Annotated in this window: 14 protein-coding genes and 7 tRNA genes; 16 read left to right on the top strand and 5 right to left on the bottom strand. The window is 63.2% G+C overall.

The window, feature by feature from the left end; translation table 11 throughout:
• Positions 1–61: 61 nt before the first annotated feature.
• Together AAE021_RS07950 and AAE021_RS07955 are read right to left on the bottom strand one after the other, a co-directional pair.
• Positions 62–943, bottom strand: a complete 882-nt coding sequence (locus AAE021_RS07950) for a cytochrome (protein ID WP_342025075.1) — start codon at positions 941–943, stop codon at positions 62–64.
• Positions 944–1,181: 238 nt separating this feature from the next.
• Positions 1,182–1,256 (bottom strand) — tRNA-Val (locus AAE021_RS07955).
• A 678-nt stretch (positions 1,257–1,934) separates the two neighbouring features.
• On the opposite strand from AAE021_RS07955, the gene AAE021_RS07960 reads away from it, so the two are divergent.
• The 8 genes from AAE021_RS07960 to AAE021_RS07995 all read left to right on the top strand — a co-directional run bounded on the left by AAE021_RS07960 (position 1,935) and on the right by AAE021_RS07995 (position 5,054).
• Positions 1,935–2,008 (top strand) — tRNA-Gly (locus AAE021_RS07960).
• A 61-nt stretch (positions 2,009–2,069) separates the two neighbouring features.
• Positions 2,070–2,143, top strand: a tRNA-Cys gene (locus AAE021_RS07965).
• Between the two features lie 23 nt (positions 2,144–2,166).
• Positions 2,167–2,238, top strand: a tRNA-Val gene (locus tag AAE021_RS07970).
• 38 nt (positions 2,239–2,276) lie between these two features.
• Positions 2,277–2,350 (top strand) — tRNA-Gly (locus AAE021_RS07975).
• A gap of 45 nt (positions 2,351–2,395) precedes the next feature.
• Positions 2,396–2,467, top strand: a tRNA-Val gene (locus AAE021_RS07980).
• Between the two features lie 25 nt (positions 2,468–2,492).
• Positions 2,493–2,566: transfer RNA gene (locus AAE021_RS07985), tRNA-Gly, on the top strand.
• Positions 2,567–3,017: 451 nt separating this feature from the next.
• Positions 3,018–4,553: an HNH endonuclease signature motif containing protein gene (locus AAE021_RS07990; RefSeq protein WP_342025076.1), complete on the top strand. Its 1,536-nt coding sequence runs from the start codon at positions 3,018–3,020 to the stop codon at positions 4,551–4,553.
• A gap of 243 nt (positions 4,554–4,796) precedes the next feature.
• Positions 4,797–5,054 (top strand): antitoxin, encoded by a 258-nt coding sequence (locus tag AAE021_RS07995; RefSeq protein WP_342025077.1) that lies wholly within the window; start codon positions 4,797–4,799, stop codon positions 5,052–5,054.
• Between the two features lie 266 nt (positions 5,055–5,320).
• Here AAE021_RS07995 and AAE021_RS08000 read toward each other — a convergent pair whose 3' ends face one another.
• Together AAE021_RS08000 and zapE are read right to left on the bottom strand one after the other, a co-directional pair.
• Complete coding sequence (locus AAE021_RS08000) at positions 5,321–6,355, bottom strand: NAD-dependent epimerase/dehydratase family protein (protein WP_342025078.1); 1,035 nt, start codon at positions 6,353–6,355, stop codon at positions 5,321–5,323.
• 222 nt (positions 6,356–6,577) lie between these two features.
• A complete protein-coding gene (gene zapE, locus AAE021_RS08005) occupies positions 6,578–7,615 on the bottom strand; it encodes a cell division protein ZapE (protein ID WP_342025079.1) in 1,038 nt (345 codons plus the stop codon).
• 232 nt (positions 7,616–7,847) lie between these two features.
• On the opposite strand from zapE, the gene AAE021_RS08010 reads away from it, so the two are divergent.
• From AAE021_RS08010 to AAE021_RS08030, 5 genes are all read left to right on the top strand, one after another.
• Positions 7,848–8,213 carry a hypothetical protein gene (locus AAE021_RS08010; protein WP_342025080.1) on the top strand — a complete coding sequence of 122 codons (366 nt, stop codon included), beginning with the start codon at positions 7,848–7,850 and terminating at the stop codon, positions 8,211–8,213.
• Positions 8,214–8,383: 170 nt separating this feature from the next.
• Entirely contained in the window at positions 8,384–9,283 is a 900-nt protein-coding gene (locus AAE021_RS08015; protein WP_342025081.1) for a sulfurtransferase, read from the top strand.
• A gap of 71 nt (positions 9,284–9,354) precedes the next feature.
• On the top strand, positions 9,355–9,822 hold the full coding sequence (locus AAE021_RS08020; protein WP_342025082.1) for a SufE family protein: 468 nt from the start codon (positions 9,355–9,357) through the stop codon (positions 9,820–9,822).
• 26 nt (positions 9,823–9,848) lie between these two features.
• Positions 9,849–10,370: a Cys-tRNA(Pro) deacylase gene (ybaK, locus tag AAE021_RS08025; protein WP_342025083.1), complete on the top strand. Its 522-nt coding sequence runs from the start codon at positions 9,849–9,851 to the stop codon at positions 10,368–10,370.
• 190 nt (positions 10,371–10,560) lie between these two features.
• Positions 10,561–11,220: a CPBP family intramembrane glutamic endopeptidase gene (locus AAE021_RS08030; RefSeq protein WP_342025084.1), complete on the top strand. Its 660-nt coding sequence runs from the start codon at positions 10,561–10,563 to the stop codon at positions 11,218–11,220.
• A 35-nt stretch (positions 11,221–11,255) separates the two neighbouring features.
• Here AAE021_RS08030 and AAE021_RS08035 read toward each other — a convergent pair whose 3' ends face one another.
• Entirely contained in the window at positions 11,256–12,539 is a 1,284-nt protein-coding gene (locus tag AAE021_RS08035; RefSeq protein ID WP_342025085.1) for an alpha/beta hydrolase family protein, read from the bottom strand.
• Between the two features lie 321 nt (positions 12,540–12,860).
• On the opposite strand from AAE021_RS08035, the gene AAE021_RS08040 reads away from it, so the two are divergent.
• The 3 genes from AAE021_RS08040 to AAE021_RS08050 are packed head-to-tail and all read left to right on the top strand — an operon-like array spanning position 12,861 to position 14,377.
• Positions 12,861–13,352 carry a hypothetical protein gene (locus AAE021_RS08040; protein ID WP_342025086.1) on the top strand — a complete coding sequence of 164 codons (492 nt, stop codon included), beginning with the start codon at positions 12,861–12,863 and terminating at the stop codon, positions 13,350–13,352.
• A 14-nt stretch (positions 13,353–13,366) separates the two neighbouring features.
• Positions 13,367–13,828: a peptide-methionine (R)-S-oxide reductase MsrB gene (msrB, locus tag AAE021_RS08045; RefSeq protein ID WP_342025088.1), complete on the top strand. Its 462-nt coding sequence runs from the start codon at positions 13,367–13,369 to the stop codon at positions 13,826–13,828.
• 6 nt (positions 13,829–13,834) lie between these two features.
• Positions 13,835–14,377, top strand: a complete 543-nt coding sequence (locus AAE021_RS08050) for a flavin reductase family protein (RefSeq protein ID WP_342025089.1) — start codon at positions 13,835–13,837, stop codon at positions 14,375–14,377.
• Positions 14,378–14,487 lie beyond the last annotated feature (110 nt).

Below are 14,487 nucleotides of genomic sequence, written 5' to 3' on the forward strand. Positions count from 1 at the left end.
AGAGCTGCAGCAAAACTCTCGCTGACCTGCCCCGGGGCAAGTCCCAGCGGCTCGAGGGCCCCTACGTCACGGAAGGCTGGGACATCGGGACTGCGTGAGCACCGACCGGGGGCGGTGCGATGGGGAGGAGCGCGCGCCCTGCCGCTGCGACGTCGTACGAGGTTTGCCACAGCCTGCGCAGAGCGCAGAACTTGAACCAGTGCTGTGGCAGGACTGCCGGGTTAGCGCGCATGGGGCGAACCTCGGTCTGTCCCACGGCAACTCCAAGCAGCAGCGGATCCTCGCCGTAAGCCCAGGGCTCCCAGATGCCCTTTCCGGCATCCACCAGCGATTCCTTAGCCTTCATTCCGGCCACGAGCTGCATGACGACTTTGTCATCCAGCGGTTTGACCTGTCCGTCGCGGTCAGTGTTCTTGGTTTTGTAGTCGATCAGGCACAGCCTGCCGTTGATTCGCGCCACCAGGTCCAGGGTTCCCGCGTAGCCCAGCTCGTCATTCCATACGGTGATTTCCGGTGCCAGGGGCTCGACCTGGTACAGGTCCCACCACTCGTCAAAGCGGTCTGCAAACTGGTGCTCGCCGTGTTCCTGGAGTGCTGCACGTGCTGATTCGAACTCATGCGGAAGGTTCAGCGCACGAAGGGAGACCTGCTCACAGTAGAAATGAACGCGCGTTCCGCGTTCGGCGGCCTTGTCCCGGTACCGCTCGGATGCACGCGAGGCTTCCTTGGCGACAGTCCGCAGCGCTCCCGGATTACCCAGGCTTGCTGCCAGTTTTGGATCCTTAATGACGGCATTCGCTGCCATGTGGCCATGCCAACCATCGAGCGATGTGGCGCCCTGCGCGATGACAGTGGTGATGGAGGGTACCGACGGCGGTTCCGATAGGGAACGCGAGTACATCCGCCCAAATTCCGTTGAATGTGCCAGAGCTGGTTCAGTCATAACATCAGTTTGTCATCCGCCACCGACGTTTAGGCAAAACGGGTGCCCGGACGGTTTGGGGGTCCAGCTGGGTGAGCTTCGCGGTGCACAGCAGCAGGCTTTCCGGCGTGCATCAGCCGGCTGGAGCAGATGCACTCCCGGGCCCGCCCAGCAGAGGGTTCCCCACGGGTACGTCCTGCGGCAACAAAAAAGAGGCCCCCGGAGGGACCTCTTGATGAAACGTGAACTTCCATAAAACTGGTGGGCGATACTGGGTTCGAACCAGTGACCTCTTCGGTGTGAACGAAGCGCGCTACCACTGCGCCAATCGCCCCCTTGCCGCTGAATTGTTTTCACAACCGCAACGTCTAAAGATGCTAGCCCAGTTTGGAGCTGACTCCAAACCGGTGTCATGGGTCCGGATTTTCAACCATTCCACGCGATCCCCCGACCCGGCCGGCTCCCCTCCGCGCCACTAAGGAGAGTGCCGCGCAAGTGGCCGTGGGCTGCTGCGGGGGCGTCCGCCGCCGTCGTACCGTTCCGTTGCCTGAGCCAGGCGCCACCTTACCCAGGCGCCGCCGCAGCCACCGTGCGCCGTCGCAGCCCCCCCCCTGGGCCGCCGCAGCCACCGTGCGCCGTCGTCGCCACCACCCCCAGGCGCCGCCGCCCCACCGCACCAGGTCACCGTCCTCGCCATTGAGTTCGCGTATCTTCTGCACGACTGCACCACCAACACGAATTGTTCGGAAATGGCCTTCGTGCAGCTTGCCGTCGGTACACCATCGTGTCTGCACCACTCCCGCGCCAGTGTGACGATTACGCTCGCGACGCATTGCACCCGCCCTCACCTGCGACGATGCAGTGGTGCATCCAAAGCCCTCAACGATGCCCAAATTTGTCCCGATTGGACGAACCACGAAACGTCCAGTAGAGTTTTTCTTCGTTGGAAAGCGGGAGTTCACCGCGAAAAGCGAAAGCGATTCGGGGATGAAAACACTAACTTTCTCAGCATGCGGACGTAGCTCAGCTGGCTAGAGCACCACCTTGCCAAGGTGGATGTCGCGGGTTCGAATCCCGTCGTCCGCTCGCAAGTCACTGTAAAACCGGTTGATTCTGACTGGTCGGCCTATGCTTATGCAGTGGTCACGGTGGGGTGGCCGAGAGGCGAGGCAGCGGCCTGCAAAGCCGTATACGCGGGTTCGAATCCCGTCCCCACCTCCACGGCTGACTTGCAAGCCCTTTGGGCGCGATTGGCGCAGCGGTAGCGCGCTTCCCTGACACGGAAGAGGTCACTGGTTCGATCCCAGTATCGCGCACTACAGTTAGACGCTTTTGGCGCGCAACTGTGTTTTTTGCGGACGTAGCTCAGCTGGCTAGAGCACCACCTTGCCAAGGTGGATGTCGCGGGTTCGAATCCCGTCGTCCGCTCTCTTGACTGCATCAGAGGTCCCTTTGGGAGACTTGGTGTATCAAGCGCGATTGGCGCAGCGGTAGCGCGCTTCCCTGACACGGAAGAGGTCACTGGTTCGATCCCAGTATCGCGCACGGACAGTTTCGACTGTCTTGTTTTGCGGACGTAGCTCAGCTGGCTAGAGCACCACCTTGCCAAGGTGGATGTCGCGGGTTCGAATCCCGTCGTCCGCTCACAGAGTTGTTTCGGGAGGCTTCCGGAGCGACAAGCAGAAGGAGCAGGCCAATTGGTCTGTTCCTTTTGTGTTTAAGTGGTCTTCTTGTGCCTAAGCGGTCTTGTGCCTAAGCGGTCGTCCGTATCAGTGGTCCCCGCGGCCGACGGCGGCCAGGGGTTCGTGGAGGCAGTGACGACGGCGGTTGGTAGCGTTTGGCCCCGGGTGATGACGGCGGGGTTCCACCACCCTGCGGCGACGACAGCGGGGTTCCACCAGTCTGCGGCGACGACAGCGGGGTTCCAGCGGCGGATTCCCAACGCGCCACTCGAGGCCCCGACGGCGTGACTCTCCCATGCAGTCTCCGCGGAGCTCTCCTCCACAGCAGACGAAACCAAACGCTGCCATCGATACTTGTCAACAAAATCGAACATGTGTTCGATCAGGCAGGCCATTCCTGAAATGCTGTGTATATGGAAGATGATCAGGACGGCCAGACGGTTTCGCCTCATTTTCAGGATTCGAAAGTTGCCACAGCTCCCCTGGACACCACCCATGGTTGGGCGTCCACTGTGGATCCAGCTCTCACCGGATCGGCCACCGCTTGTCAGGACGTAGATAAGGTGCGGAAAATCACTGCTGCCGCCCGGGAAATCTCCGTCGATCTGCATACCTCACTCCCCTTGCTCGCTCCGCCGGAACTTGTGGCGTTCGCCTCAGTTACAGAAGAGCTCTCCCGACTCGTGGATCACATGCAACTGACTGCCGCGGCGGTGTTGGAACGTGCGCGTATTTGTGCAGAAGTATCCGGATCCTGGGCCACTTCGGCGGGAAAGGTACAACAGGAATACAAGAACACGGCCGAGTACATGCGGCATCGGCTCCGAATTAGCCGGCGCGAAGCGTGGAAGCGGATTCGGCTTGGATCAGCGCTGACGCCCGTTCTGAGTTTGACGGGCCAAGCAATCCAGCCGGAGCTTGCAGTCCTGTCCGAACGCTTTTCCCGCGGAGAAGTGTCCGGAGACGGAGCTCAGATTGTCAGTCTTGCCATGAAAAGCGTTCAGGGCTGCGGCACTTCGGAGGATCGGGCCGCCATGGAGGCGGCTCTGACTGATGTTGCCGCCGGCCAGGATCTCGACGCACTCAACGTCGTGGCCAGCGCGTGGGTAAATCATCTTGACCCAGACGGAACTGAACCGTCCGAGCAACAGAAAGCTGAGCTACAGGGGCTGTTTATCCGCCGGAAGTACCGGGGACTGCACCGCTTGGATATCTTCGCCACAGATGATCAATTCGAAACGCTCATCACCGCTCTGGCTCCGGAGGCTAATCCCCGCACCAGTGCCGGTCAGGCCCCGAGCGGTTCCTGCGAGGATTTGGAAGGCAATGACCACGCTGCTCCCAGTGATCCCCGGACATATCCCCAAAAGTGTCTGGATGGGTTGGTTGCTTCCTGCAGGCTCGCTTTATCAGCCGGCCAGTTGCCGGTAAACGGTGGATCCAAGCCACAGGTCCTGGCCGTGATTCCGTATGAGCAGCTCAGGGAGCGAGTGGGAAGAAAAACTGAAAGCGGGATGCTGGCCTTTGCCGGCCCGGTGCCTCCCCACCTGATCCGGCGCATCGCATGCGAGGCGGATATCATTCCTGTTGTCCTGAACGGCGAAGGCCGTGTTCTGGACGTAGGGAAGGCATCCCGCTACTTTCCGCCACATCTCCGAAAGGCGCTCATCGCCAGGGATGGCGGGTGCGCGTTTCCTGGCTGCACCTCCCCCGCACCTTGGTGCGAGGCCCACCACATCGACTACCACTCCCGCGGAGGGCCCACCAGCACGGATAACGGAGTCCTGCTGTGCGGTTTCCACCACCACCTGATCCATCGGGAGAAATGGTGCATCAAGGTCATGCGCGGCGCCCCATGGTTCGTTCCGCCAACCTATGTAGACCCTTTTCAGGCCCCGCTGCGGAATACATACTTCCATCCGCTGCGTCCACACCGGCAAATGGTGTGAGCCTCCGCTCCCACAGCCTGGTCTGAACTTCGTTCCCACACGCCTCAGGGCCATTCCCACCGGCACGCCTGCACGTGCTCCCTTTCGGCACGCGTGGACGTCGTTCCCACCGGCAGATGGCGGCGACCAGCACCGCGCCTGCTCCCGTTTTCGTAGCTTGCAGTCCTTGGCCCATCTGCTCAGTGGGCTTACCATTGAAGTGAACGGGAAACGTATGGTTTCCCCTGTGAAAGGAGGTGGTCCGTGTCTGTATTTGACGGGCTCAAGGGCAAGGCCGGAGAGCTGAAGGACAAGGCTACCGAACTTGTGGGCGGAAACGCCGACAAGATCAAGGGCGGCATCGATCACGCAGGAAAGTTCGTCGATCAGAGGACCGGCGGCAAGTACTCCGACAAGATCGATGGCTTCCAGAGCAAGGCCTCCGAAGCGGTAGACAAGGTCGACCGCAAGCAGGGCCCGGACTCCGGAACCGAATCCGGACCGACTCCTCCGGCCGCATAAGCTCCAGAGCACGACAGGGGTCCCGGTCCCGCCGTAAGGCGGCACCGGGACCTTCGTCATTTAATTCCTGAATCCGGGGAGTAGCTTCCGGAGCCGGACGAGGTCTCCCATCGAAGCACCAATACCGCCGCGAGGCGGAATCCCACAGCGTCGCCGATGACTGTATCGAGAATCCAGCGGGTCTCGGCTGTTAGCCATGCCGTCTCGTCATTCGACCCGCGAGTGGTCATCTTCGATGTGATCCGCCCCCGACTGACACTTCGACCTCAGCACCGTCGTCCAGACATAAACCGATCCTCCGCCGGGTAGTCAACATACCGGTTGAAGAACGCCGAACGGTCAGCCGCATAGCGAGGATCATCTGCGGTCTTGGAAAGCCATTCCAGTTCACTCTGGACAGTGGCCGCATAGGCACCAACAGGAACATAACCCAGCTCGAGAGAGGCACGGGTGTCCAGAATGATGGGAGCTTCGCTCATCCACGGATGCGCCCCGAGCTCCACACAGTCAGCCTCAACTCCCCCACCCAGCAGCACTTCTTCCCACTGGTGTCCGAAATAGTCCGCTATAACACGCGAGATCTCGAGAGCACTGGGAGCATCAGGGTCCGCACTGTTGAGGATGCGGCTGCCGGGATTTGCCGCAATACACTCCACGAGCGCGGCTGCATTTACCGCCGCGGTCGTATGGTCAACGCTGGAGCCCGAGTCAGCCAGAAACACGGCTTTTCGGGCATCAAGAACACGGCGGACAAAGACCCACTCGCGGGCAGGAGAAGCGCCCTCCCCGTGCACCTTTGATGCACGGACAATACTGACGGGATAACCGCTGTCCAGAAGCACATGCTCGGCAGCTACTTTGTTGCTTCCATATCCCTCTGGAGAATCAAAATAAACATTCCCTGGAGCGACAGTGGGCTGGTCTTCGGAAATCGGACCGGAAAAGACAGGACGATCGGGAGAATTCACGTGCCGCCCCAGCGAATCGACATATACCGCTTTGCTGGAGAGCATGACGGCAGACTCGACATCAGCCAAAACAGGAAGCAGCTGACGGGCATCAGCGGCGGTGAAACACAGACAATCCACCAGCAAGTCCGCTCCCGCACCCACCACCTGACGCAAAGCGGCGGCATCGCTGCGGTCGGCGGCAAAGAACCCCGCACCGGACGAGATGAGATCCGCGGGAACGTTGGACAGCAACCGGCCGGTAATATCCACATCCCAGCCGGATTCCAGGAGCCGGCGTGCAACGGCACGGCCGATCAGACCGCTGCCTCCCAAGATAATTGCTCTGCGCACAAGACCCCCATCCTCACCGCCAATTGCCGGACAAGCCGCCGAATACTGGACAAGCCGCCGGTTGCCCGGACCCGGAACCCCGTTGCCGGGACAAGCCCCAGCAACCGGTTGACCCACCGCTGATCGATATTCCAGCAGTTGCCAAATGCGACGAGCACCAATTGCCGGGATACCAGGCTCCAACACCAAGAGCCGGCCTGCCGGAACCGAATCTAACCGAGACTAGGCAGATTCTCCGGTCTGTCCCTCACGGGCCAAAGCGGTAAGGCGGGAGACAGCACGGAAGTACTTCTTCATGTAGCCGCCGTTCATCATTTCCTCGGTGAACAGCTGATCAAAAGGAACACCGCTGGCAAGAATCGGAACGTCCTTGTCGTACAGCCGGTCGGCAAGAACCACAAAGCGCAGCGCAACCGACTGCTCGGTGATGGTGCCCACGTTGTGCCAGGCGACGGCGTCGACACCCTCAAGCAGCTGACGGTACCGGCTCGGATGAACGGTGGAGAGATGATTGATAAGGGCGGAGAAATCATCTTCGGCAACCACTTTGCCGCTGAACTCAGCAGCAACACGGCTGGCCAGGTCGTCCTCGGACACAGGATCGGGAGACTGCGGCAGACCGCGGTGCCGGTAGTCCTCACCATCGATGCGCACGACGTCGAACTGGTCGGCAAGAACCTGAATTTCCCGCTGGAAGTCGACGGCGGCAAAACGGCCCTCGCCGAGGGAACCGGGGAGGGTGTTGGATGTCGCAGCAAGCTTGACACCGGCGTCGGCCAGTTCCCGCATCAGGCGGGACATCAGAACCGTGTCCCCCGGATCATCAAGCTCAAACTCGTCAATGCAGACAAGTTTGTAGGCACTCAGGGCATCAACGGTTTTCCGGAAGGACAGGGCACCCACCAGGTTCGTGTATTCGACGAACGTACCGAAAGCCTTGGGACCCTCGACGGCGTGCCAGAGGCTGGCCAACAGGTGAGTCTTGCCGACACCGAAGCCGCCGTCCAGGTAAAAGCCGGCCTTGGAATCGGGCTTCCTGGCACCAAAAAGCTTGCGCAGTCCGGTGGGTTCGGGAACGTCGACGGCGGCAGCGAAGTCCCGCATGGAGCTCACGGCCTGCGACTGCGAGGGCTGCGACGGATCCGGACGGTAGCTGTCAAAGGAAACTGAACCGAACCGGGGCGAAGGAAAGAAACCCTTCAGCAGTTCATCCGTCGAAACCTGGGGAGTCCGCTCTGCAAGGTGCTCCACTTGTGCCACTGTGCGCAATCCGTCCGTTTGTTGCCTGCATCCGGCCCTGGTTTGCCGGTCCTGCTGCTGATCTGGTGCGGCGTTCTGCCGCCACCGCAACGATACGCCAAAGTGTCCGGGTATTTGGAAATGAGAACGCTGGACGGCGGTTATCCCCGCAGTGAACACTCAGACCATGGAAAAGCGGAGAAGGAACGCCGGAACCGGACGATATCTAGCGCAGGAGCGGGCCCTGATCCTCATGGAGTTAACCACGGCGGGCGCAGCGCTGAGCGGGGGCATCCTCTTGGCGCTGCGCCCGGATGGTTCGTTTCTCCATGCAGACCCGGCGGTGCTTCGTCGCACACCGTTTTCCTCGTGGCGCCTCCCCGGCCTGCTTCTTGCCGCAGGCTGCGGTGGAGGTTACGCCATCGCCGGATTGCTGCACCTGCGGCGGAGCAGGGCGGCACGCGTCGTCTCAATAGCGGCAGGGACGGCGCTGGTGGCCTTGGAGGCGTGGGAAATCGCCTTCATTGAGTATCAGCCGCTGGAGCTTGTGTTCGCAGGAGTCGGGGCCGCCGTCGTCGTGCTGGCGGTTCGGCTGCCGCCGCCCGTGTCTCACGGCTGACCCAGGGACCCCCACTGAGCTGACCCACCGGCACCAAAACGGTTGCCCGCCCGGCGCCACATCGGCTGCCCCAGCCCGGCGGAGGTTTTAGCGTTGGAAGTTTTCACCGCCCGGCGTCGTTAGGCTTAGAGGAAGTCTGAATGTAAAAGCCGAGGAAAGAAGTTTTGCGAATGTCGATCGCCGCTGACAGCAACCCAAAGTTTGCCGCCTATGCCCACCCGGAGCGTCTGGTGTCCACACAGTGGCTGGCCGAGAACCTGGACGCGGACAATCTGGTGGTCCTTGAGTCCAACGAGGACATCCTGCTGTACGAAACGGGCCACATCCCCGGCGCCCGGAAGATCGACTGGCACACGGACCTCAACGACGAAAACACCCGCGACTTCGTGGACGGTGCAGCCTTTGCGGAGCTGATGGCCCGGAAGGGCATCTCCCGGGACACCACCGTGGTTCTGTATGGCGACAAGAGCAACTGGTGGGCCGCCTACGCGCTGTGGGTGTTCACGCTCTTCGGCCACGAGGATGTCCGCCTGCTCGACGGCGGCCGCGACAAGTGGATCGCCGAAGGCCGTCCCCTGACCACTGACAAGGTCTCCGTGGACGCCACGGAATACCCGGTGGTGGAGCGCAACGACGAAAAGATCCGCGCCTTCCTGCCCGACGTCGTCGGCCACTTGGGCAAGGGTCCGCTGATCGACGTGCGCTCCCCCGCCGAATACACCGGCGAACGCACCCACATGCCCGACTACATGGATGAGGGCGCCATGAAGGGCGGCCACATTCCCACCGCGCAGTCAGTGCCCTGGAGCAAGGCCGCTGCCGAAGACGGAACGTTCCGCACCCGTGAGGAGCTCGAGGCCCTGTACCAGCAGGGTGCCGGGCTAAAGGAGGGCGACGACGTCGTGGCCTACTGCCGCATCGGCGAGCGTTCCAGCCACACCTGGTTTGTGCTGAAGCACCTCCTCGGGTTCGAATCCGTGCGCAACTATGACGGATCCTGGACCGAGTGGGGCAACGCGGTCCGCGTTCCGATTACCCGCGGCGAAGAGCCCGGCAGCGCACCCAGCTGACCAGGTCGTCAACGCGCCATCGTTGACCCCAATCTCCCCATAGCGTCCTGAATCTGCAGAAAGATCCACCCATGAGTGCCACCACCCCCGAAACGTCCATCCCGGAGCAGCTGGCCGAGATTGTCGATGACTTCCAGGCCCTGGAGGAAGCCGAGCGCCTTGAGCTGCTGCTTGAGTTTTCCCAAAGCCTGCCCGATCTGCCCGCCGAAATAGCGGACCGCCCCGAACTGATGGAGCAGGTGGTGGAATGCCAGTCGCCCGTGTTCCTGAGCCTGGACGTGGATGACTCCCCCGAGCACCTGGTCTCCCTGTTCTTCAAGGCGCCCCGCGAAGCGCCGACCACGCGCGGCTTCGCGAGCGTCCTCTATGAGGGCCTGAACGGGCTGCCGGCGGCACAGATCCTAGCCGTACCGGCGGATGTTCCGGACCGCCTGGGACTCACCCGTGCCATCACACCGCTGCGGATGCGGGGAATGTCAGCCATGCTGGGACGTATCAAGCGCCGGCTGGCCGAACACGAAAAGCTCGCCCAGCCGTAGTTCCACACTGAGGAAAGGGCGCAGCCATGGCAGGAAACCGGGACAAGCATGCGGACAGGCATCCGGGCAAGGGCGCGACGCCGGCCACCCGGCTGCTCGACGACGCCAACATTCCGTACACCGTGCGTCACTACGAGCACGACGACGGTGCGCCCTCGTACGGCCTCGAGGCGGCGGAGAAGCTCGGACTGCCCCCTGAAATCGTGTACAAGACGCTCATGGTGGATCTGGGCGGCCGGCTGGCCGTCGCCATGGTTCCGGTTGCCGCGAACCTCGACCTGAAGAAATTCGCAGCCCTCATGGGTGCGCGCAAGGCCGTCATGGCGGACCGGCGCGAGGCCGAGCGGCGCACGGGCTACGTGGTGGGTGGCATCTCCCCCCTGGGCCAGAAGCACCCCTCCCACGCGGGGATCGACAGCCAAGTGGAACTGCTGGACGAGGTGTATGTGTCCGGCGGCCGGCGCGGGCTGCAGATTGGGCTATCCCCGTTTGACCTCATTCGGCTGACGTCTGCCCTTACGGCTCCGATTGCCGCGTCGCCTGCCTAGCGGCGACCGTATTTGCCGCCGGCCGCAGATTACTGGCACGATAAGCCAGCACCGCATGGCCTGACCAGCACCAGCACCAGCACCAGCACCAGCACCGGGGGAATCTTTGCCACTCGCGCCCATCAGTGGAACACGTCAGCAGGCTCCTCCGGCACACGGGGTTACCCTCGGGCAGGCGGGCTGGGCCCTAATGTTCGTTGCCCTGTACGTGCTGGCGGCATCCGGCGCGCTCGTGGCGCTCGGACTGTCCGGCGTCGTCCACTTCACCCTCGAATCGCTGCTCCCCGCGGTCCTCGTCTCTGTCACGGCCGCGGCGATGCTTGCCGTCTACGTACATCTGGTCCGCCGCAACTCACTGACCCCAGCGGACCTCGGCTTCCGCCGGCCCGGACTGCGCATGCTGCACCTGCTGTGGCAGATCCCCGCGGCTGTCATGGCCTGTCTGCTCGCGCAGGGCCTGTTCCTCGGACTTCTGTCCCTGATCAGCATCGATACGTCGGTGGCCCAGTCCACCAATGACCCACTTGATGACATCGGCGGCCTGTCCCCGGTACTGACCGCCGCGGTGGTGCTTGTCATCGCGGTCCTGACGCCGCTGTGGGAAGAAGTCCTGTTCCGGGGAGCCATCCTCGACGGGCTTTCACGCCGCTTCCGGCCCGTCCCCGCGGTCATCCTGTCCGCAGCACTTTTTGCCGCGGTGCACCTGGTCCTGGTGGGCTTCGCCTACCTGTTCATGCTGGGCGTCATGCTGGCGTGGCTACGGCGCTTCCACCGGAACATCTGGGCGCCGGTGCTGCTTCACGCGGCCAACAACGCCCTTGTCACCCTCGTTGTCCTGAGCGCCGTCTAGCGCCCCACACCGGCGAAGCCGCTGGGACTAACCCGCTACTCTGCGTCGAGACGGCGCTCAGCGGGGTGCCTTGTCCGGCCCAGAATGTTGTTGAGCCACACAAGCACCGTGGTCTCCCACCGCTCGGGATCCACGTTGTACTCCTTGGTGTGCCCGGCTTTGGAGAACCTCTCGAAGGTCACCACCCCGGGGTTCTTCTCCGCCAGCTCAGCCGAAGGGCCGAACGGAACAAATTCGTCATCCTCGCTGTGCAGGATCAGGGTGGGAATCCGGATCTCCTCGGCGCGGGAGACCCAGTCCATGCTCTTGAGGTCCAGGGGTGCGGCCAGACCGGTCAGCGTGCGGCCGGCAGGCTTGGAAATGAGCCACTGCCCCAGCCGTCCGGACTGGACCGGAATGCGGTTCAGCCGCGCATGGTGGCTCAGGACGTCAATCCAGTTGATGACCGGACCGTCGAGCACCAGCGCCCGGATGTGCCGGCGCAGGGGTGAACGGTCGGCGGCCTGCAGGCTGACGGCGCCTCCCATGGACCAGCCAAAAAGCACAACGTCCTTGGCACCGTGGGCCAGCGCGTAGCGGATGGCCGATTCGACGTCGTGCCACTCGGTCAGGCCCAGCCCGTACCGGCCATCCGACGCATAGGGGGCTTCGCCGTCGTTCCGGTAGGAAATGAGCAGGCTTGTCATGCCCGCCTCACGCGCTGTGCGGATGGCGCGCAGGCATTCGGTGCGCTGGGCGCCCCGGCCATGAACCATGATGGCCCAGGTGGCGGCGTCGGCATCCGCGCGGACCAGCCAGGCCGGAGCCAAACCGCCGTCCACGGGAATGTTGACTTCCTCCTCGGCGAGGCCGACGGCGGAGGGTGAGGGATAGATGGCACCGCTCCACCAGCCGCGCACGGCCCTGGTGAGGTCGCCGCTGTAGATTTCCTCGACGTCGCGCTGCACGGTTCCCTCGCGCGGCTCGTAGGAGCGGATGGTCCCGATTCGGGCGTGCCCCGCACCTCCGTCAAAGTACAGGCTGTAAGTGCCCTCAACTGTGGTGTCCTCGTTGGCGGGAAGAATGATCTGCTTCCCGTTTTCCGAGTCGAAGACGGCCAGGATCTCAAGATTCTCGTCCCGGTTCCGGCGCGGCGTGACCACCTGGCGGGCGAAGTAGACGCCCAGTCCGGACGTCGCCGCAAACAGGGCCGCGGTTGCCGCCGCTCCCATTCCGGCCCCAAACGCCGTCCACTTGATCCACGGGGCGGACAGACCGGTTGCCGGTGCGGAATCGAGGGGAACAACCACGGAGGAACGCGCAGGAATGGAGATAGCCATACCTCCATTCTTACCGACGGAAGCAAAACGATGGCCGGGACGTGCCGCCCGGGGACCAAGTGTCACAGCCGCCACACCGGACGGACGGCATCGGCGCGGTCAGCGGGTGGGCACCGGCAGGGCGGACCGGGCGGGCACGGGCAGCGGCGAACCACACCGGGCGGGCACGGGCAGCGGCGAACCACACCGGGCGGGCACCGGCAGCGGCGAACCACACCGGGCGGGCCCAGCAGGGCGGACCACACCGGGCGGGCACCGGCAAACCACATCGCGCGGGCCCGGCAGCGGAAGCACTGCCCGGCTTCCGACTAAGCTGGCCGCATGACTGCAACTATCGTGGTGCTGACCGAAGAGTCCCTGAACGACGTAGACATTTCCAACCTGCGGTATTTGGTGCAGGACAACCCCGCCCGCTTCAACGTGCTGGTGCCCTCGGACACCGGCCGCAACCTGCTGGTGGATGTGCTGGATAACCTCAGCCTGCTGGAATTCGCGGCGGCCTTCCGCGACCTGACGGGCGGCAAGCCCACCAAGGATGAGGAAACGAAGGCGGCCGGGGTCGAACTGGCGGAATCACTGGAGCTGCTGAAGGCTTCCGGGCTGGAAGCCACCGGCTCGGTCACCGGTGAGGACCCGGTGCAGGCCGTGGTGGCGGCCGCAAAGGCATCGGATGCCCAGCAGGTGGTCGTCATCACCACTCCGCACGCCGTGGAGGACACGTTCCGGACCGATTGGGCCAATGAGGCACAGGACCGGCTGGGTGTGCCCGTACTGCATCTGTACTCCGGCTCGGGATTTATTGGCGACTCTTAAGCGTTGACGCGAATATGACTGAAGACACCACCGGAACCGTCCCGGTACAAAAGACAGACGAGCAGTGGCGCGAGGAGCTGAGCCCGCAGGAATACCAGGTCCTCCGCAAGGCCGGCACCGAACGCCCCTACACCGGCGAATACTGGGATACGAAGACTGCAGGCGTTTACCAGTGCCGGGCCTGCGGCAGCGACCTGTTCACGTCCAGCGAGAAGTTCGACTCTCATTGTGGCTGGCCTTCCTTCTTCGCCCCGCTGGCCGAGGGCAAGGTGCGCTACCTCCATGACCGCAGCATGGGCATGGACCGGGTTGAAGTGCGCTGCGCCAACTGCGACTCGCATATGGGACACCTGTTCGAGGGCGAGGGTTTTGACACCCCCACCGACCAGCGTTTCTGCATCAACTCCATCTCCGTGAAGCTGGTTCCCGCCGGGGATGCGGCATCGGCCGGCGACCAGCCCGGCGCTGCCAAGTAGGAGTACATGGAACACGGCGTCTTTCCGGGCGAGCTTATCCCGGCGGAGGTAACGGACGAGGCGATCGACAGCTACCGGCTGCTCAGCTCCGACATTGCCTCCGGAGTGGCCGTCGTGGCCACACGGCTGAGAGGACGGGACTACGCAGCAACGGTCAGCGGTTTCCTTTCGGTCTCCTATGATCCGCCAACGCTGCTGGTCAGCCTCTATGCCGAGTCCCGGATAGCCGAGGCGGTGGTGGAGAGCGGCAGTTGGGCGCTCAGCCTGCTGTCGGCCCGCCAGCGGGGTACCGCAAACTGGCTGGCCAGCCCCGGATCGCCGTTGGAGGGACTCCTCAGCCAGGTGGACTACGGACGCGGACCGGTCACGGAAGCTGCGGTCATCGAGGGATGCATCGCCTGGTTTGAGGTCCGCACCACCTCCGTGACGACGGCGGCCACCCACCAGCTGGTGGTCGGCGAAGTGGTGGCCATGGGACGGCGTGCGTCCGCGGAGGATGAGGCCGATCCTCTGGTGCACTTCGCGTCAGCCTATGCCCGGCTGGGATAACATCACGGCACTGAATAATCTCATCACTCTGAAGGGTCCGGATGCATCAGCATCCGGGCCCTTTTGCTGCTTCGTGTGTGCTGCTTTGCGGCTGGCGCGCTGCGTGTACG

This window comes from Arthrobacter citreus (assembly GCF_038405225.1).
GTDB classification, from domain to species: Bacteria; Actinomycetota; Actinomycetes; order Actinomycetales; family Micrococcaceae; genus Arthrobacter_B; species Arthrobacter_B citreus_A.

Coding starts and splice junctions, on each gene's coding strand:
- AAE021_RS07990 (WP_342025076.1), top strand. CDS start 3,018: ATGGAAGATGATCAGGACGGCCAGACGGTTTCGCCTCATTTTCAGGAT.
- AAE021_RS08035 (WP_342025085.1), bottom strand. CDS start 12,539: ATGGCTATCTCCATTCCTGCGCGTTCCTCCGTGGTTGTTCCCCTCGAT.
- AAE021_RS08015 (WP_342025081.1), top strand. CDS start 8,384: ATGTCGATCGCCGCTGACAGCAACCCAAAGTTTGCCGCCTATGCCCAC.
- AAE021_RS08050 (WP_342025089.1), top strand. CDS start 13,835: ATGGAACACGGCGTCTTTCCGGGCGAGCTTATCCCGGCGGAGGTAACG.
- AAE021_RS08030 (WP_342025084.1), top strand. CDS start 10,561: ATGTTCGTTGCCCTGTACGTGCTGGCGGCATCCGGCGCGCTCGTGGCG.
- AAE021_RS08020 (WP_342025082.1), top strand. CDS start 9,355: ATGAGTGCCACCACCCCCGAAACGTCCATCCCGGAGCAGCTGGCCGAG.
- AAE021_RS08010 (WP_342025080.1), top strand. CDS start 7,848: ATGGAGTTAACCACGGCGGGCGCAGCGCTGAGCGGGGGCATCCTCTTG.
- AAE021_RS08040 (WP_342025086.1), top strand. CDS start 12,861: ATGACTGCAACTATCGTGGTGCTGACCGAAGAGTCCCTGAACGACGTA.
- msrB (WP_342025088.1), top strand. CDS start 13,367: ATGACTGAAGACACCACCGGAACCGTCCCGGTACAAAAGACAGACGAG.
- AAE021_RS07950 (WP_342025075.1), bottom strand. CDS start 943: ATGACTGAACCAGCTCTGGCACATTCAACGGAATTTGGGCGGATGTAC.
- ybaK (WP_342025083.1), top strand. CDS start 9,849: ATGGCAGGAAACCGGGACAAGCATGCGGACAGGCATCCGGGCAAGGGC.